The sequence below is a fragment of the Hymenobacter artigasi genome, from assembly GCF_012275535.1.
Lineage (GTDB): Bacteria > Bacteroidota > Bacteroidia > Cytophagales > Hymenobacteraceae > Hymenobacter > Hymenobacter artigasi.
Genome location: NZ_JAAVTK010000003.1, coordinates 368,341 through 386,797, shown reverse-complemented (window position 1 = coordinate 386,797; position 18,457 = coordinate 368,341). Strand labels below are relative to the sequence as shown.

At 61.8% G+C, this 18,457-nt stretch carries 11 protein-coding genes; 6 read left to right on the top strand and 5 right to left on the bottom strand.

Going from position 1 to position 18,457, the window contains the following annotated elements; genetic code table 11:
- Positions 1 to 71 precede the first annotated feature (71 nt).
- The gene (locus tag HBN54_RS07805) at positions 72 to 1,643 is read right to left on the bottom strand and encodes a DUF1800 domain-containing protein (RefSeq protein ID WP_168672618.1); all 1,572 of its coding nucleotides are present in this window, start codon (positions 1,641 to 1,643) and stop codon (positions 72 to 74) included.
- A gap of 143 nt (positions 1,644 to 1,786) precedes the next feature.
- Between HBN54_RS07805 and HBN54_RS07800 the strand changes: the two genes are divergently transcribed.
- The gene (locus HBN54_RS07800) at positions 1,787 to 3,031 is read left to right on the top strand and encodes an aspartyl protease family protein (protein ID WP_168672617.1); all 1,245 of its coding nucleotides are present in this window, start codon (positions 1,787 to 1,789) and stop codon (positions 3,029 to 3,031) included.
- A gap of 148 nt (positions 3,032 to 3,179) precedes the next feature.
- Here the strand turns inward: HBN54_RS07800 and HBN54_RS07795 are convergent, their stop codons facing one another.
- Together HBN54_RS07795 and HBN54_RS07790 are read right to left on the bottom strand one after the other, a co-directional pair.
- On the bottom strand, positions 3,180 to 5,774 hold the full coding sequence (locus HBN54_RS07795; protein ID WP_168672616.1) for a lamin tail domain-containing protein: 2,595 nt from the start codon (positions 5,772 to 5,774) through the stop codon (positions 3,180 to 3,182).
- Positions 5,775 to 6,053: 279 nt separating this feature from the next.
- The gene (locus HBN54_RS07790; RefSeq protein ID WP_235955422.1) at positions 6,054 to 8,543 is read right to left on the bottom strand and encodes a glycosyltransferase; all 2,490 of its coding nucleotides are present in this window, start codon (positions 8,541 to 8,543) and stop codon (positions 6,054 to 6,056) included.
- Between the two features lie 302 nt (positions 8,544 to 8,845).
- On the opposite strand from HBN54_RS07790, the gene HBN54_RS07785 reads away from it, so the two are divergent.
- On the top strand, positions 8,846 to 10,261 hold the full coding sequence (locus tag HBN54_RS07785; protein ID WP_168672615.1) for a glycoside hydrolase family 2 TIM barrel-domain containing protein: 1,416 nt from the start codon (positions 8,846 to 8,848) through the stop codon (positions 10,259 to 10,261).
- Here the strand turns inward: HBN54_RS07785 and HBN54_RS07780 are convergent.
- A complete protein-coding gene (locus HBN54_RS07780; RefSeq protein ID WP_168672614.1) occupies positions 10,237 to 12,069 on the bottom strand; it encodes a right-handed parallel beta-helix repeat-containing protein in 1,833 nt (610 codons plus the stop codon). The genes HBN54_RS07785 and HBN54_RS07780 overlap by 25 nt on opposite strands.
- 477 nt (positions 12,070 to 12,546) lie before the next feature.
- Between HBN54_RS07780 and HBN54_RS07775 the strand changes: the two genes are divergently transcribed.
- From HBN54_RS07775 to HBN54_RS07765, 3 genes are all read left to right on the top strand, one after another.
- Complete coding sequence (locus HBN54_RS07775; RefSeq protein ID WP_168672613.1) at positions 12,547 to 13,545, top strand: aspartate-semialdehyde dehydrogenase; 999 nt, start codon at positions 12,547 to 12,549, stop codon at positions 13,543 to 13,545.
- 119 nt (positions 13,546 to 13,664) lie between these two features.
- Positions 13,665 to 15,617, top strand: a complete 1,953-nt coding sequence (locus HBN54_RS07770) for a carboxypeptidase-like regulatory domain-containing protein (RefSeq protein ID WP_168672612.1) — start codon at positions 13,665 to 13,667, stop codon at positions 15,615 to 15,617.
- 44 nt (positions 15,618 to 15,661) lie between these two features.
- The gene (locus HBN54_RS07765; RefSeq protein ID WP_168672611.1) at positions 15,662 to 16,270 is read left to right on the top strand and encodes a DNA-3-methyladenine glycosylase; all 609 of its coding nucleotides are present in this window, start codon (positions 15,662 to 15,664) and stop codon (positions 16,268 to 16,270) included.
- Between the two features lie 139 nt (positions 16,271 to 16,409).
- On the opposite strand, the gene HBN54_RS07760 is transcribed toward HBN54_RS07765, so the two are convergent.
- On the bottom strand, positions 16,410 to 16,877 hold the full coding sequence (locus HBN54_RS07760; RefSeq protein WP_168672610.1) for a GNAT family N-acetyltransferase: 468 nt from the start codon (positions 16,875 to 16,877) through the stop codon (positions 16,410 to 16,412).
- 136 nt (positions 16,878 to 17,013) lie between these two features.
- Between HBN54_RS07760 and HBN54_RS07755 the strand changes: the two genes are divergently transcribed.
- Positions 17,014 to 18,417, top strand: a complete 1,404-nt coding sequence (locus HBN54_RS07755; RefSeq protein ID WP_168672609.1) for a PQQ-dependent sugar dehydrogenase — start codon at positions 17,014 to 17,016, stop codon at positions 18,415 to 18,417.
- Positions 18,418 to 18,457: the final 40 nt, after the last annotated feature.

Here is an 18,457-nt window from a genome sequence, read left to right as displayed (position 1 = left end):
ACGACTTTACCACCCCCGTCCGGGCCTGCGGCTCGAACATCCCCTCCTTAAAAAAGGAGGGGAGTTTTACCTTACGCCAGCTGGTATTCGGGCAGGCTCAGCAGGTTCATTAAGGTGGCGCGCAGTGCCTCGGTCGGCTCTTTTTGCTGGGCAGCCTGCTGCACCAATTGCAGGTTTTCGGGCCGAATAGTGGCCTGGAGCAGGAAGCCGCTGAGCTTCTCGGGCTGCTGGGCAGTAGGCGTAGCCCCCAGCAGCAGCTGGAGCGGACCGAGGGGCAGGTGGGCACCCGCGCCGGGCCGCACGGTGCGCTCGGCCTTAGTCTGGTTGGGGGCGATGTCGTTTTCGTCCTGCTTGAGGGCCACGGCAAACTCGGCGTTTTTGAACAGGATGGCCGGCAGCTGCAGGCGCAGCAGCAGCGACGACGAATCAATCCAGTTGCGGCCGCCGGGCCAGCCGGCCACGTTGGGCGGCTGAAACAGGTTCTGGCCCAGGGCGCGCTGGTAGCCCAGCAGCGGCTGCGCGTTGTCCACCTTCACGTTTAGGGTGCGGCGGATGCCGGCCAGCAGCTCCACCGGGCTTTTGATGTGGGTGCCCATGTTGGCGGGCTCGTAGAACCAGTCGGCCGAAAACAGGCGCTCCATGAGGTCGGCAATGTCGTAGCCGCTCTTGCGGAAGGCCACGGCCAGCGGCTCGATGTGCATCGGGTTGGGTACGTCGTTCACGAAGAAACGGTAGAGCTTGGTGGTCAGGAATGTAGCGGCGGCGGGCTGGGCCAGAATGTGCGTTAGCACGTCCTCGCCGGTCAGGTTGCCGGTTTTGCCCAGGAAGGTTTTGGGGCCGGCATCGTGCTCGCGCTGCTGAAACCGGAAGTTGCCCTGCCTGTCGTAGCCCCAGCCGGTGAAGGCGCGGGCGGCCTCTTTCACGTCGGTTTCGGTGTAGTTGCCGCGCCCGAGCGTGAACAGCTCCATCACCTCACGGGCGAAGTTTTCGTTGGGATGCTCCTTGCGGTTTTGCTGGTTGTTGAGGAACTGGAGCATGGCCGGCTCCCGGCTCACGGCCAGCAGCAGGTCGGGGAATTTGCCCAGGGCGTACTGCCGGGTGGTGTTGTGCAGGCTGAGCGCGGCATCGGGCTGGCGCACGCGGCAGGCAAAGTGCCCGTGCCAGAACAGCGTCATTTTCTCGCGTAGCTGGGTCGGCGAGGTAGCCATGCGCTCCATCCAAGCCGTGCTCATGTTATTGAAGGCATCGCGGATGCCTTCGTTCTGCATTTTGCGTTGGGCGGGCGTGAGGTCGGCGCGGCGCAGGCGGGGCACGCCGGCCGCAATGGTGCCGCCCTTAAAAGCGGCGCGGGGCCGCATGGCGGCCACGGGCGTGGCGGGCGCGCCGGGGGGCGCGGGCTGGTCGGGGGTGGTCACCATGCCGTTGGGCACGGGGTTGTTTTTGGTCGAGGCCGGGTCGGTCATCACCATGCCCTGCGGGTCGGTGTAGCTCAGGGTGGGGCCGGCGAGGGGCTCATAGTGCTCCGAATCGAGAAGCAGCTGGCGCAGGGCTTTGCGCGGGCTGAGGCCGGCGGCCACGTCCTGCGGGCGCGGGCCGAAGCCGGCGCGCCAATAGAGATGCTGCAATTGCTGGGTGCTGTTCATACCGGTAAGACGCCGGGCCGGGCACGAGGTTTAAGCCGGCCAGACAATTGCCGGCGCAACCCCGGCGGCGGTGGGCTGGTCATTGGCACGCTTTACGGGCAGTTATTGCGTCCCAACGGTGTTGCCCACAACAGGTATTCCCGATGAAAAAACTTTTCCTGACTTGCTGCTTCTGTCTGAATTTCCTGGCTGCCGCGCTGGCCCAGGAAGCTACCGGCGTAGCTCCGCTCGACCAGCTGGTGGCCGCCATCAATGCCAAATCGGTGGAGCCCCTGCAGCCCTACCTCACGCCCGAAACCCGCCTCGGCAGCCTGCCGCCGGCCTACACGGCGCGGGTGCTGGCCCAGCTCATTCCGCAGTTTGGGCCTCTCGAAGGTTTCCGGGTGGTGCGCCAGACCACCGAAGGGGCCAACACGCGCTACGTGTGTGCCATTACCCGCAAGGGCACGGAGAAAGAATATGACTTTCTGCTGACGCCCACCGGCACGTTTGCCGAGCTGAATCTGGCCCAGGCCAGCCTGAAAAAGATTGATACCGCCTTCAAGCCCGAAGACCTGACCACGCCGCCAAGCCTCGACGTACCCGTGCGCATCAGCCACGACCTGCTGCTGGTGGAAGCCGAAGCCGATGGCCGCCGGGGCTGGTTTTTTCTCGATTCGGGGGCGCCGGCCCTTATGCTGAATAAAAAGACGTTTCCGCCGGCCGCCACCGAAACCACGCTTGCCGTGAACGGGGCCAAGGGCGTGAACGGAGCCGTGGGCGGCATGTCGTACCACCTCACCAAAACGTTTGACTGGAGTGGTATCCGCTTCGAAAACAAGGAAGTCGCCACGCTCGACCTGACCGGCCTCGAACAGCAGACCGGCGTGGAGCTGCTGGGCATTATCGGCTTCAACCTGCTGAACCAGTACGCCCTGACCCTGGACTACCGCGCCCAAAAGGTGCTGCTGCGCAAGCCCACTACGCCCGATGCCCTGCCCGCGCCGCTCATGCGCGTGCCCTTCACGCTACGGGGCCACCTGCCCGTGGTGGCCATGACGGCCAACGGCCAGACCTTCCAGATGGGAATCGACTGCGGGGCGCAGAACAACCTGCTCGACCAGCAGTTCGAAGCCGCTTTTGCCAATAAACTGCGCAAGCCGGAAAAAAGCACCCTGCACGGCGGCGATGGCGCGCTGCGCACCGTGACCAGCGGCCAGCTGGCCGATGTGCGCCTGGCTGGCCCGCTGCCCTTCCGCAACCAGCAAACCGTATTTTCCGACATCTCCCAGTTCAACCAAAACCCCGATAAAACGCTCTTGCAGGGCCTGCTGGGCTATCCGCTGCTCAGCCAGTACCGCACCACGATTGACTACGTGAACAAGCAGCTGGAATTTCGGAAGTGGTAGGCTGCTGCTTAGCAGCTGTTTGAGTCAGCGGAGAATACCGCTGGAACGATGTAGAGACACATCTTTGCGTCTTGTCGTTGGGCGATTTCCTTCAACGACAAGACGCAAAGATGCGTCTCTACATCGTTTCAAATTCTAAGCGTCCGGCTTAAAACCGTGCGCCCAGTACCACCGTTTTCTTGTATTCGCGCTTCTCGCCACTGGTTGGGCGGAAGAGCTCGACCAGTAGAATATAGTACCCCACGGCCGCCTTGTGGCCTTTCTCGTCGGTGCCGTCCCACTGAATGAAGCCGTTGGTGGGCAGGGTTTCGTTGCGGGTGAGGCGGCGGGTGAGGCGGCCCAGGGCGTCGTACACCGTTACGCTGGCGGCGTAGCCGGGGGCGTCGAGGTGGTAGTTGAGGGTGGCAAAATCCTGCTGGCCGTCGTCGTCGGGGGTGAAGACTTCGGGCATTATGGTTAGTTCCTGGTCGCCGCCGGCTTCGTCCTGGGCCTGCGAGTTGGGCCGGCCGGGCGTGGCATAGCCCGCCGCGCTGGCCGCCGAATGGAAGTTGCTGCCCAGCGTAGGCCCATTGGTGCGAATGCGCTCCAGCGACACGCCGTCCTGGGTGACCAGCAGGCTCAGGTGCAGCGCTTTGCTATACACAAACCGGTCGATTTCGAAGCCCTTGCCGTCGGCCAGAAATGCCGTGCCCACATCAGCAAAGGTGGGCAGGCTGGCCGTCTGAACCAGATTGGCCGCGTCGCTGCTGGTGGGGTACTGCGTGGTGATGATGGCCAGGCTGCTACTGAACGCCAGCAGCTGCCCCGGTGCCAGCACCAGCGGCCCGGTGCTGAGCACGGTGGTACTGGCGGTACCATCCGGTTTCACGCTCCCGATTTGCCAGCCCTGCAAATCGATAAATTTGTTGCTGCGGTTGATGATTTCCACAAACCGCACCGCGCTCACGCGGGGGTTGAACAATAGCTCGTTTATCACCACATCGCCGCTCACGGCTTTTTCGGGCAGGGCGAAGGTGGCGGGCTGCAACACGCCGCTGGCGTTGCCGACGCAGTCGGTGGCCGTTTGCACGGTGAGGACGCTGGGGCGGCTGGGGAGCAGCGCGGTGGCCAGCGTGAGGTCGACCTGTCGGAAATCGGGCCCCACGGGCGCGGCCCGTGTGATGGCCGGGCCCGGCGTGGCCAGCGCGTAGCGGCCCACAGTGGCGGCGGCGGCGCTATCGAGCTTTTCGGAGAAATAGGCCCGCACGGTGGTCGCGTTCAGGGCAATGGCGCGGAGCAGGCTGGGGGCCAGGGCATCGGCATTGGCGGCGCGCACCGAGTTGGCGCGGCCGGGGGTGCCGCCGCTGGCGTTGGTGCTGGCCGTCCAGTTGCTGGCCCCCGCGCAGAAGTTGTTGGTATCAATCATTTCCAAGCTCCAGCCGCCGTCCTTTTTCACCGCGTCGCGGTACCAGGTGTCGGAATACGCCACCTCAAACAGCGTGCGGCCATCGCGCCCACGCAGAATGAGCTGGTCGCCGCCGTTGTTGAGCGAAGGGAAATTGGTGGGCCCATACACCTTGCCGTACTGCGTGAACTGGCTGATGCGGGTGCTGCCGCACACAATGGCATACTGGCCGGGCAGGAGCTTAGCCGTATCGGCGAAGGCTGCGAAGGTGGTGCTGCTGGTTTTGCCCAGGCGCACGCCGCGCAGGCTCAGGGTTTTGGTGGTGCTGCGGTTGTGAATTTCCAGGTATTCGGAGAGCGGCAGGCCTATCTGCGGCGTTTCATCGGCAAAAATCTCGCTGATAATCAGGTCGCCAAAGGCCGGAGCGGCGGGCAGCGACGTGAAGGCGGCCGTGAGCGGACCGGCCGCAACGTTGCCGTATAGGTCGGCCACGTTGCGGGCCTGTAGTACGTCCTGGGCCGCAAAATCGGCGGCGAAGGCCAGGCGCACCACGGCCGGGTTGGTAGCCGAGAGCTGCGCCGAAACCGGCACCGCGCCGCTTTGCAGGCGGTAGTTGGCGGGCAGGCCGGCACTGGCGGCGGCCACGGCTTCGTTGAAAACCACGTCTACCTGCCGGGCATCGGTGGGCACGGCGCGGGCGAGAAGGGGGGCCGTGGCATCGGTTACCACAAAGTCATCGAAGTAAAAATTGCGGTTGTTGGTGGAGGAGTAATTCAGGAACACGCCCACGGCCACGCTGCGCTGATAGGTGGCATCCAAGGGCTGCGCCGCCTCGGCCACGAAGGCGCGTCCGCCGGTGAGGTCGCGCTCCAGGGTCCACTGGTTGGCCGTGGTGCGGGTCACGCGTACGCGCACCAGGTTGTTGGTGGTAGACAGGCTGTTGAGCGCACCGTCGATGACCGCCACGGCGGTGCGGGTAGAGTCTTTGCGGAACAGGCTCACCTTGCCGCCGGTGCCGCCAAGGCGCACAAAGTAGCCGGAGTTGCTGGTTGCCCTGAGGTCGGCCTGCGAGGCGATGAGCCACACATCGGCATAGTTGCCCGAAGTGGTGACTACCCGCAGATTAGCCCAGAACTCCCAAACCGTGCCGATAGTGGCCTGGCAAGGGGTACTGAGGGCAACCTGCGTGGTGGTGACGGCCGGGCCATTGCTTTGCAGCACCTGCGCATTTACCTGGAAGCTGGCCGCGTCGCCGGTCCAGGTGGGGTTGGCGGTAAAGTTGCCATCGCTGAAATTATCGGCCAGCTGGGCGTGGGCAAGGCCGGGTAGGAACAGGAGCAGGAATAAAAATTTCTTCATGCAAGCGCAGATAAGTCGTAGTTATGCACAAGGTAATATTATTGCAAGGGATAGCGTGAATGTATCGTCAGCAAGCCCCTGCATGCATAATTGGCCGAAATATATGCTGTCGCCCTGTCCGCGCTCCGTTACCATTAGCGAACAAAAGCACCGCTGTTATACAGTATGTGCGTTCATTACGTGGAAAGGATATTTCTCGAAGCTGCAAAAGCAGCCGTATCGCGTTTTGAGCTAGCCAAACAGAAAACCCGGGTTGTTGGGCCCGGATTGTGGCTCGAATCAGTATAAGAACTGGCTGGTATGCAAGAACGGTGAGCTAGCCGCTATTGACTGGCCTGACTGGCTAACCCGACTGGCCGTGGGAGTTGTGGTATGCGTTGGTGCCGCAAAAACTACTGCTTTAATCTCGGGATATTGCCAGCCCAGGCGGGCTACATCGGCGGAAGCGCCATTTTGCGGCGGCGCCATCAGCAGCACTGGTAACTGGTGAAATGCCAGGTTCTGGGCCATCTGTGGCCGCAGCGTACCATAGGGTGGCCCCTGGCCGTTCAGCAGCGAGCCCGCCACCCAATCGGTGTAGGCAACCCCCGGAAACCGTTGCAGCAGCGAGTCCGTCGCTTCGGGGCTCCACACCCAGACCACATTCCGTACGCCCTCGCGGCGAAAAACCTCCACCATGTCCCTCCAGGTACGCCGATAACTCAGAGCCGTTGGTGCGCTCAGCAGGGGGCGCAGCATCACCGGCCCCGGCACTTCCCTTAGCTGCCGGGCCACATGGTGCCAGTAGCTGGGCTGCCGGCTGGTAGCAGCACTAACCGGCCAGCTAAGCAGCGGTACTTTTTGCTGGCTGGCCAGGTCGCTCACCAAGGCTGGCAATTGCGATGAAGCCGTTGGGAGTTCAATACGCAAAGCGGCAATATCACAATCCACAGCTACTGATTTTGTGAGGCCCATGGCGGCGAAAGTGCCCACCATGCTGGCCTCTGTCGAATTAATATCCTGCCCTACGTGCATGCTCTGCGTATTGGTGAGCAGCCATTCGGGGATATCCTGGGCCACCCAATCGGCCCGGACATGATAGGATATGCCTACGATAACCAGACTTGCCACCGCCACCGGCTGGCTGAAGCGACGCAGGCGCGGCACCAGTGCCAGTGCTAGCATTGCCTGCAACCGGTGCAGGCGCAACACCACGCCGCGAAACGGCCAAGCCGCCATATCCCGGATAAAATTGCGCGTGGCCTCGTGCTGCCCTAGGGCAGCGGCAGCCACCAGAATAGCCACATTCACCAGGGCCAGCACCACCATGGTGTTGGTATAAAACCCATAGGCGGTCACCCGGCCATATTTGCAGGCCAGCAGCAATAGCACGGCCAGCAGCAGGTTGGGCAGCGCCAGCAACCATTCGTTGTCCCGGCGGCCTTCTTTTGGAGTAGGGAGGTATGGAACCCGTACGCCCAGCACCGCATACACGAAGCCTAGCGTGTATACCCACCAGGTGCCGATGCGCAAAAACCCACCCGCAAGGTGCAGGCCGCTCTCGCCGGGCTCGCGCAACCAGCGCTGCACGTAGCAGCGGATAAGTAGTGACATACCCAGCATTGGCAACGCGTGCAGGGCCAGTTCATCCAGGCCAACCAGCCACGGGAACTGGCTAAGTCCCAAGGAAAGTACGGGCAACGTCAAGTCAATCAAGGCGATGATGCCGGAAAAAAAGTAGAGCGGTAGCAGCAGGTAGTGCAGGCGTTGCGCCCAGGTGAATTTTCCGAAAAGCCGGGGGTAGACGCGGAACAGCAGGTCGAATGCCCCGCGTGACCATTTAAGCTGCTGCGAGTAGTAGGCCGCCAGCGAAGCCGGCACCAGGCCCCGGCTCACTACTTTAGGCACATATACCGACTGCCAGCCCGCCGCGTGCAGCCGCATAGCCGTGTGCATATCCTCCGTAAGCCCGGCCGCGTGCCCCCCGATGGAATCGAGGGCGGCCCGGCGGAAAGTGCAGTTTGCTCCGATGGCCTGTACCGTGCCATACCCGTTCATGCCCATCATGAGGGGGCCGTAGAAGTGGTAGGTCTGCTCGGCGGCACCTCGTGCCACCAGGCTTTCCTGCTGGTTGCCATAGGCCTGCACCACCTGTACAAAGCCCACTCGCTCGTCGTCAAAGTAAGGCAGCACCTGGTCCAGAAAATCGGGGGTCGGCACATGGTCGGGGTCCAGCACCACGCATATTTCGCCGGTTGCCTGGCGCAGCGCATTGTTGATGTTGCCCGCTTTGGCGTCTTTCTTCAGCACGCGGGTTACGTGTACTACGCCCAGCCGGGCACAGGCTGCCCTTAGCACGGGGTCGTTGCCTTCATCGCAGAGGTAGCTGGTGTGCGGGTGCCGAATAGCCTGCATTGCTTCCAGTGTCTTGATTATCATGCCGTGGGGCTCTCCGGGGCAAGCTGTCGTCAGCACATCTACCCGGCGTATAGCGGCGGCGGGGGCAGGCGGCATAGGTACCCGTACCTGCACATAGTGTACCCATTCGTGCAGCATGCGCAGCAGCTTAAAACCGAGCGAAATCGCCAGCAGCCAGAATAATGGAGCATAGCCGATGCGTAGCGTCGTGAAGAACCACCACAGAAAAAAAAACATGCATGCCATGCCTGCGGCCACCAGCCAGCGCATAGTAGCCAGCCCTGCTATTGGCTGGTAGGTTACGCGGTAGTGCGTAGGACCTGGTTTGATAGTGCTGATAGTCGAATTTTTTGCCTGGAAAGCATATATCATAAAATGGAATCTTATGGGTAATCATTTTTATATAAGTTAAAAATGATATTACGTACTCAACATAATTTACGGTTTGATTATTTGTAAGACATTCAAGAATTTTGTATAATAATTTAGGCAAAAATAAGGCAGTTTTCTGAAACGAGTACTTTAATTAAAAATAAAACAATAAAATTGAGGATTATACTACAGATGAGCTTTGCTGTTATTGGTAACTAATTGTGCTTATTTATTGAAATAAGCAAAGCATTAATGTAATTTGCTTGCGAAACGCCTCGACCAAGCAGACTGATTTTTCCCATATGTTTTTCTCTTCACGCCCTTCTGCCAGCTCTTGCGCGGGCCTTTGTATATTCTTCCGGGGCTGGCAACTGGTGCTGGTGGCGACGTTGGCGAGCCTGCTCCAAGGCTGCGGTACTTCCCCGCAGGGCCCCCCCGTGGGGGCAACCCACGAGGCTGCTGTTTCCAAGGCCGCTACTGCCGTGCGGGTAGAAAAAACCGGACACGGCTACCGCTTGCTGCGCGGCGGCAAGCCTTATTTTCTACGGGGCGGCGGCGGGACGCAGCAGTTTGCCCGATTGCGAGAGGCTGGTGGCAATACCGTGCGGCTGTGGAGTACCGACTATGCGGGACCGCTCCTCAGCGCCGCCCATAACCAGGGCCTGACGGTGATGTTGGGTATTTGGCTAGAGCCTGAAAGCGAGAATTTTACCTACTATGACCCGGCTATGGTGGAAGCCCAGCGGCTGCGGGTACGGCAAGAGGTATTGCGCTTTCGTCACCATCCGGCGCTGCTCATGTGGAGCGTAGGCAATGAGCTGGAACTTACCTCTACGGGCCCCCGGCTGTTCAGCGCCATCAATGAACTAGCCCGCATGATTCATGAGCTGGACCCTGACCACCCGGTTACCACGGCCCTCGCCCTTTTTGTGGGTAGGGTGGCCGAGCTCCAGCAGCTGGCACCAGCAGTAGATATCCTGTCCATCAATATCTATGGGGGGTTGAGTCAATTGCCGGCACAGCTGAAAAAAAGTGGCTGGCGGGGCCCTTATATCATCAGTGAGTACGGGGCCAAAGGTTATTGGGAAACGGACTCGACCAACTGGCACGTGCCGATTGAGCAAACCAGCGCCACCAAAGCGGCCTTTATGAGTGAGCGGTACCGTCAGGTCATCCCGCACGATTCTGCCTGTCTGGGGAGCTACATCTTTTACTGGGGTTCCAAGTTTGAATATACGCCCACTTGGTTCAGCATATTTGGGCCGGCCGGCGAAAAAACCGAGATGGTTGATGAGTTGCAACTGCTATGGCTGGGACGCTACCCGCCCAACCGGAGTCCGCACCTGACTGAAATGCGGCTGGATGGCAAAAGTGCCATTAGCAACGTGCAACTGGTGGCTGGCCACTCGTACCCGGCTGTCGTGACGGTATCCGACCCGGAGGGCGACTCGCTCACGACGCGCTGGGAAATACTGCCCGAAATGCGCGCCAAAGCGAATACCAAGGAAGTAGTGACGCCGCTGGAGCCCCTGGCAGGACTGGTGAGGCAAACCGGGCGGCAGCAGGCCCAGGTGCGTATGCCCACCAAGCCGGGCCCCTACCGGCTCTACGCTCGCGTATTCGATGGGCACGGCAGCATGGCTACAGCCAATATTCCGGTATTGGTGCGGGCTGCGCCAGCTGCGGCGGTTCGTTACTCGGCTACCACCAAAGACTGACGCTGCGAATGACTCTCGCTTTGGATGCGCAGCACGTAGTGGCCCAGGGCCAGGCCGGCTACCGGCAGGGCCAGGCCGCCGTCCTGCAGCTGGGTGCCGGGGCGGCTCCACGTCCGGCATTCGCGGCCCAGCATGTCGAATAGCTGGAAGCTGACCGACGAAGGCAGGCTGTGCTCGCAAACGACCCGGATTTCGTCGCGAATGACCGTCGGGTATACTTGGAACCAGGCCGTGGTGGGGGTATCGCGGGTGGTCGTACTCACCACCGCCGTCTGTGCCTCGGCAGCCCCGATGTTGCCTGCCGTACCGGGCGCGGGTGCGGGATTGCCAAAGAAGTCACGCGTGCCGGGGTCGATGCCAAACTCAGCGCTGAGACTAAGGCCGGCGCCCATCAGTACCGAAGGCCGGCGCGGGACGTAGCCGGCCAGCCCATTGGTCATGGGTACGATGCCAACGGCCGTGGTAGCGGTAAGAAATGGGTCGGCGCAGATGCCTGTGTCGCGGCGCGTGCCTCCTAGCGTTTCCTGGCCAGTGCCAGCCCGCCAGGCGGCCAGCGAAGTGTAAAGCGCGCCCTGCCAGTTGATAGCCAGGGCGGCGTTGGGCGTCCAGTAGCAGTTGCCTTCTAGGCGCAGGCCAGTGGTGGTGCTCGTAACCAGTACCGGCAGGCCCGCCGCCGTTTGCAGGATGTTGTTGCGCAGGGTCACGTCGGTGATTCCGCCGCTTATTACGTACACGGCCTTGGGGGCCGTGCCGTTGGCCGGCTGGTCCAGCAGCACGGAGTTGTTGTATATATCGGCCCGGACAATGCCTCCGTTAGACCCCGAGGAATATAGCTCGATGGCTCCCTGGCTATAGCCCCGGGCATCGTTCTGGCTGATGTTATAGCGCACGGTGAGGTCGTGCATCGCCGGTGCGCCGCCAAACTGGGCCAGCAAATAGCCTGGGCCCTGGTTGTCGTGCGAATAATTGTACTGCAATATCGAATTGGTGCAACCGCCGTCCAGGTCAAAGCCACCGCCGTCGAGGGCCGTGCCGGATTGGTTGTGGTGCGATTCGCACCGCTGAATAATAAGCCGGTTGCAGTTCCAGCCCCAGATACCCACCGGGCCGCCCGAAGCATTGGCATTCAGCCAGCCATTATGGTAAGCCGTGCACTGCTCTACCAGCGCTTGGTCGATGCCCGACAGCACGATGCCGTTGCCGGTGTGCGTGGTCGTGACGTCGGCCCGGCCCGCGTTATCATACACCGAGCAATTGCCAACGTACCAGTTATGGTGGCCCAACAGCGGATATTCAGCGTAGGAGCTCAGCCCCGCTTCGCCATTGGCGTGCAGCTGGCAGTTGGTGATGCGTACATCGCTGTAGCCGCTGGTGCCGCTCCAGCTACCAATGGAAAGGCCCGCATTGCGGTAGCCGCTCACGTCCAGGCTATCGAAGCGCAGGTGCGGCAGGTTCGAATGGGCCGAGTCAAGGTAGAAAACAACGCCCGAATTCCGGCTGTGCACCCGCCCCGCCCCGACGAAATTGAGTTGCCGCAGCTCGATGCCGGCGGCATTATGCGCGTAAAACCCATAGGAAGAATCACTCTGAATAGTAGCTCGCCCCGCGCCATACGACCGGAAGACTATTGGCTGAGCGGGCGTGCCCTGGCTATTGCCCCGCAGCCAGATGCCCCCGGCAAATACCTGCCCGCCAGCCAGCAAAACCCGGTCGTTTGGCTGGAAATGGGCCGCGCTGACGCGGGCTGTCGTGCGCCATGCCTGTGCCTGGGAAGTCCCGGCGTTAGCATCATTGCCCGTATTGCTCACATAATAGGTGGTAGCAAATAATGTGTAAGGCAGAAAAAAAGATAATACAAGGAAAAGTATAATTCTAAACTGCATATAAAGGCGTTTGTAAATGTGTAATACAAATTTAATGTATTTGATTTTATAAAAAAAATACAGAAAAATTATTTTTAATTTAATTAAACTAATAAAATTACTTCTGAAATACTGTTTGCTTAATAATCGAATGTATTATGTGTTTTGCACTTTGGTATTTAAAATACAAATTTTGGCTCTTGTGACATGTGTGGGAATTCTCTCTGTGCAGTAGGCAAAAACGCGGCAACTGACCGGATACTTCGCTCGCAGCTTGGGGTCCTGATTATGTAGGCTACATAGGCAGCAAGTGCCCTGGCCACACACAAGACGGCGCTGGAGCGATGAGGCGATTAACCAATTCCTGGCGACCTTTGCATAAGGCGGCCTGATGGAATGGCAGCCCCATCATTTCTTACCTGTATGAAAATTGCTGTTGTGGGTGCCACCGGCCTGGTGGGCACCGAGCTGTTGAAAGTATTGGCCGAGCGCCAATTTCCCCTCACCGAGCTGCTGCCCGTGGCTTCGGCCAAATCGGTGGGCCAGTTTATTGAGTTTCAGGGCAAAAAATACCCCGTGGTGAGCATGGACGACGCCATTGCGGCCCGGCCCGACATTGCCATTTTCTCGGCCGGCGGCTCCGTGAGCAAGGAGCACGCGCCACGCTTTGCCGCCGTGGGCACTACCGTTATCGACAATTCCTCGGCCTGGCGCATGGACCCCACCAAGAAGCTGGTGGTGCCCGAGCTGAACGCCGACACCCTCACGCCGGAGGATAAAATCATTGCCAACCCGAACTGCTCGACCATTCAGATGGTGGTGGCCCTGAACGATTTGCACCGGAAATACAAGGTGCGCCGCATCGTGGTGAGCACCTACCAGAGCGTGACCGGCACCGGCAAAAAAGCCGTGGACCAGCTCCTCGAAGAGCGCGCCGGCCAAACTGCCAGCAACCCCGCCTACCCGCACCCCATCGACCTGAACGTGCTGCCCCACATCGACGTGTTCGAGCCCAGCGGCTACACCAAGGAGGAGCTGAAAATGGTGAACGAGACCAAGAAAATCATGGGCGACGACAGCATCCGCGTCACGGCCACCTGCGTGCGCATCCCGGTGATGGGCGGGCATTCGGAGTCCCTCAACGTGGAGTTTGCCGAGGAGTTTGACATGGCCGAGGTGCGCGAAATTCTCGCCAACACCGCCGGCGTAGAGCTGGTGGACGACCCCGCCACCAACTCCTACCCCATGCCCAAAGACAGCCACGGCAAAGACGCCGTGCTGGTGGGCCGCCTGCGCCGCGACGAAACCCAGCCCAAAACCCTCAATATGTGGGTGGTAGCCGACAACCTGCGCAAAGGGGCCGCCACCAACGCCGTGCAGATTGCCGAGTACCTGCTGAGCCAGCAAGTGCCGGCGAAGTAGCGGTAGAAACGTTGCAGAGACGCATCTTTGCGTCTTGTCGTTGAGCGGCTCACGCGAAAGGCGCGGGCAAAACCGTTCAGTGACGAGACGCAAAGATGCGTCTCTGCCGCGTCCAGCCCATGCCCGTTTTGAAGCGACATTTTCTATTGCTGTGGCTGGTGCTGCTGGCCATGCCGGCCCGCGCCCAACTGGTGCTGCGCGGCCGGGTGCTCGATGCCGAAACCCACCAGCCCATTCCCAACGCCCAGGTGGGCGTGGCTGATAACCGCATCGGAACCAGCACCAACGACGCTGGCCGCTTCGCGCTGAGCATCCCGCCGGCCTACGCTGGGCAACCGCTGACGGTGGCCCTGCTGGGCTACCAGAGCTACCGCCAAATGCTGCCGCCGCTGCCGGGGCCGGAACTGCTGATTGAGCTGAAAATGAGCCCGGCCGCGCTGGGCGAGGTGCAGGTCACGGGTTCGGTATTGGGCATTGTGCGGGAGGCCGTGGCGCGTATTCCGCGCAACTACCCGGGGCGGCCCACGCAGCTCACGGGCTTCTACCGGGAGTCGGACAATGACAGCCTGGGGCGGCCGCGCTACCTGGTGGAGGGCCTGCTGACGGTGTACAAAGCGCCGTATCCGCAACGCACCAGTACGGGCGAAGTCCAGATTCGGCAGTCGCGCAAGGTCGATTTGCGCTCGGATAAGCTGGTGCGGATTGACTGGGCCGGCGGGCCGTTTATCGCGCATCTGGCGGATTTCGTGCACCGGCGGGCGCAGTTTATCGACCCCGGCCATTTTCGGGACTACGACTACCGGCTCGCACCCGGCAGCAGCTACCATGACCGGCCGGTGTACGTCGTCACGTTCGCGCCCAAAGCGGGCAACCGCCGCGCCGATTTTGCGGGCCGGATGTACATCGACCAGGATACCTACGCTTTTCTGGGGGCCGAGTGGCGCTACACGCCCGCCGGCCTCCGGCACTCTCCTAACTTGGCCGACTCGCGGGCCCTGCGCGTGGCCTACCAGCCCTACGCTGGCCGCTGGCACCTCAAAACCGTGTGGTGGCAAACCCGCGCCCGCCTGCCCATCGGCCCGCCGCTCAACTACTTCGGCGAATTCCTGACCACGGCCATCGACACGGCGCAAACGGTCCGGCCCGGCTACCTGGAGCGCGCCCAATACCACGACGTATTTCTGCGCAATGCCGTGGCTTACGACTCGGCCTTCTGGCGGGGCCACACCACGCTGCTGCCTCCCGAAACCCTGCGGCAAGCCCTGCTCGACCAGCAGCGCCAGCACCGGGCCGACTCGCTGTTCCGGCCGGTGGCCGCCGGCGATTCAACTTCGGCTAAAGACGCGCCGCAGACGCTGTTTGGGAAGTTTCTGAGCCGCTTCCGCTACGGGGGCATGGTGGGGGCATGGCCGCTGTCGGTAGCGGCGGCGGGCCTGGCGGTGGCGTATGCGCCGGATGGGTACGGGTTTGGTTTTCAGGCTGATAATTCGGTGAAAGCGCAGTCATTTTCTGTTTATTCGCAGTTTGAATATCAGTTTGAGTTAACCCACGAACTGGCCGTGCGCCTGGCTACGCAGCGCCTGTACGGGCAGTTCCGCGCCGATGGCTGGGCGGCCGGGCTGAGCTATCAGCGCAACTTCAGGCCCCGGCACCGCCCGCTCTACGGCCGCGCCGGCCTGGCTTACACCCGCCAGACCGCCGGCCGCGAACTGGGCACCTTCGCCAACCCCGATGCGGGCCTGCGCGTGGCCGGCACCCACCTCGGGGCCGATGAGCTCAGCGCCCAGCTACAAGCCCTGACCGAGGCCCTGCAACCCAGCCTGGGCCTCGGCCTGGAGCTCAGCCACAAGCTGGAGCTGGTGGCCGATGCCAGCTACCTGCTGCCGCTGCGCACCCGCACCCGCCTGCAAATCAGCGAGGAAAGTGGTTTTTTTCTCGCCCGAAGCGCCGCCGTCATCAATTTGCCTCATCCCGACGTAAGCCTGAGGGACAATGGACAGCTTACTGCTGCCCTGCCGTGGCAACCCCGGCCCTGGCTGTTCAGCATTGGGTTGCTGTACCGGTTGCGGTAGCGCACGTAGTGCGAAGCGCCGCTTCGCACTACAACTCACCATATATGTCCCGAAAACTTTCCGCCGCTTTCTTCCAGCGCCCCGATGTGCTCACCATTTCCCGCGACCTGCTGGGCAAGCACCTCTACACCCACATCGACGGCGTGCTGACCGCCGGCCGCATTGTCGAAACCGAGGCCTACCGGCATGAGGGTGACCAGTCGCTCACGCTGCATTTGCAGCGCAAACGCCACCAGGCCCAGGGGCTGCACGTACCCGGCGGCCACGCCTACATCTACACCGTTTATAACCGCCACGCGCTGTTCAACATCGCCACACACGATGCGCAGCACCCCGACGCGGTGCTCATCCGGGCCATCGAGCCACTTATTGGCGTTGAGGAAATGCTGCGCCGCCGGGGGCTGGCCAAGCCCGTGCGCGCCCTCACCGCCGGCCCGGGCGTGCTGAGCCAGGCGCTGGGCATCACGCCCGCCCTCACGGGCCAGCCGGTGACCGGGGACATTATATGGTTTGAGGACCACGCCGAAGCGGTGGCCGAAGCCGATGTGTTGGCCAGTGCGCGGGTGGGTCTGGCCTACGCCGGGGGCGAAGCGGCCGGGCTGCCGTGGCGCTTTCGGCTACGCGACAGCAAGTGGACCAGCCCGGCGAAGTGAGGGGCTTCTGTTAAAGGAGAAGTGTTGTCATCCTGAGCTTGCGAAGGACCTTATCACGGTTGCGCCGATTAAGTCACTGCAAATCATTCCAGCGTGATAAGGTCCTTCGCAAGCTCAGGATGACAATCTTTCTCATTCCTCATTCCTCATTCCTCATTGGATAAGGGTTAGGATGCTTGATTTCGAGCCACCTATCGGGCCGGTCCAGGGGCTCGTAGCCGAAGCGTTGGTAGAGGGTGTGGGCGTCAAAGGTGGCGAGCAGGTGGCGGCGCAGGTTTTGCAGGTCGGGGTGGGCCAGCATCTGCTTCACCAGCCACTTGGAGAGGCCGTGACCCCGGAACCCGGGCAGCACAAACACGTCGCAGAGCCAGGCAAACGTGGCGCGGTCCGTGACCACGCGGCAGAAGCCGGCCTGGCGGCCATCGGGGGCGTAGAGGCCGAAATTGAGCGAGTTGGCCACGGCGCGCTCCACGGTGGCGCGCGGTATGTGCCTGGCCCAGTAGGATTCTTCGCTCAGCCAGCGGTGAATGGCGGCGAGGTCGAGCCGGGCGGGGTCGGTGCTGAGGGTATAGCCGGTGGGGTGAGTGGCGGTGAAAAATTCAGCCATGCTGGAAGTCGGTAAATGGTGCCGCAAGCTACAAAATCCGGCTGTGGGCCGGACCGCCAGCATCCGGTTACGGCCAGGTTTCGTTATCTTTTGACAAACGACGCACTGCCACTTTCCTCACCAACTGCCTATTGTCATGAAACTTCTACGTAACGCGTTGCTGGCCTTGGGCACCCTGGGGCTGCCGCTGGCCGCCTGCGCTCAGGCCCCGGCCCTCACCACCTTTGCGGTGGGCACTACCACGGTCACGGCTTCGGCCTTGGCTAGTAATCTGGCTACCATCTGGGAGCTGGTGTGGGGGCCCGATAATTTCATCTGGGTAACGGAGCGCAGCGGCCGCATCAGCCGCGTGAACCCGGCCACCGGGCAGGTGCTGCCGCTGCTCACCATTGCCGACGTGACCGAAAGCAACGAGAGCGGCCTGCTGGGCATGGCCATCGACGCTACGCCCACGGGGCAGCCGGCCGGCACCTACGGCGTGTTTGTGGTGTACAACTATACCGACCAGGGCACGCTGAAGGAGAAGCTGGTGCGCTATTCCTATACCAATGGCACGCTGAGCAACCCCGTGGTGCTGCTCGGCAACATCGTGGCCACCACCAACCACAGCGGCTCGCGCCTGCTGCTGCTGCCCGACCGCACCCTGCTCATGACCACCGGCGATGCGCTGGTGGCCTCGGAGGCGCAGAGCCGCACCTCACTCAACGGCAAAATTCTGCGGCTGAATTTCGACGGTACTATCCCGGCCAATAACCCCACGGCCGGCAGCGCCATCTACACGCTGGGCCACCGCAACCCGCAGGGCCTGGTGCGGCTGCCCGATGGCCGCATCTACAGCTCGGAGCACGGCCCCAATAACGACGACGAAATCAACAAGATAGAAGCCGGCCGCAACTACGGCTGGCCCAACGTGGAAGGCTTTTGCGACCTGCCCGCCGAAGCCACCTTCTGCACCGCTAACAATGTGCGCGAGCCCCTCACCGTCTGGACGCCCACCATTGCCCCGGCCGGCCTCACGTACTACGACCACCCGGCCATTCCCGGCTGGCGGGGCAGCCTGTTGCTGGCCGTGCTCAAAGACCACAAGCTCACCCAACTCACGCTGGATGCGGCCGGCCTCACCATCCCCAGCCGCACCGATTTCCTCACCGGCTTTGGCCGGCTGCGAGCCATTTGCGTGTCGCCGGCTGGCAAGGTGTACATCGGCACCAGCAACCGCGACGGTCGGGGCAACCCCGCCGCCACCGATGACCGGATTCTGACCCTCGAAAACCGCGCCTACGTGCCCACGGCCACACGCCCGGCCACTGGTTTCAGTTTTGATATTTTCCCCAACCCCGCCCGCCGGCAGGCCACCGTGCAGCTGTCCGCGCCGGGCGGCCTACTCACGCTCAGCGACCTGCTGGGCCGCCCCGTGTATGCCGTGCGCCCCACCAGTTCCACCGCCACGCTGGACCTCGCCGGCCTGCGCCCCGGCACCTATCTGGTGCAGGCCGACGGCGCGGCCGGCCGCAGCACCCGCAAGCTGGTGGTGGAATAAAGCCATGAATAACAATGTGTTGTGTAATATTTGCTAAATA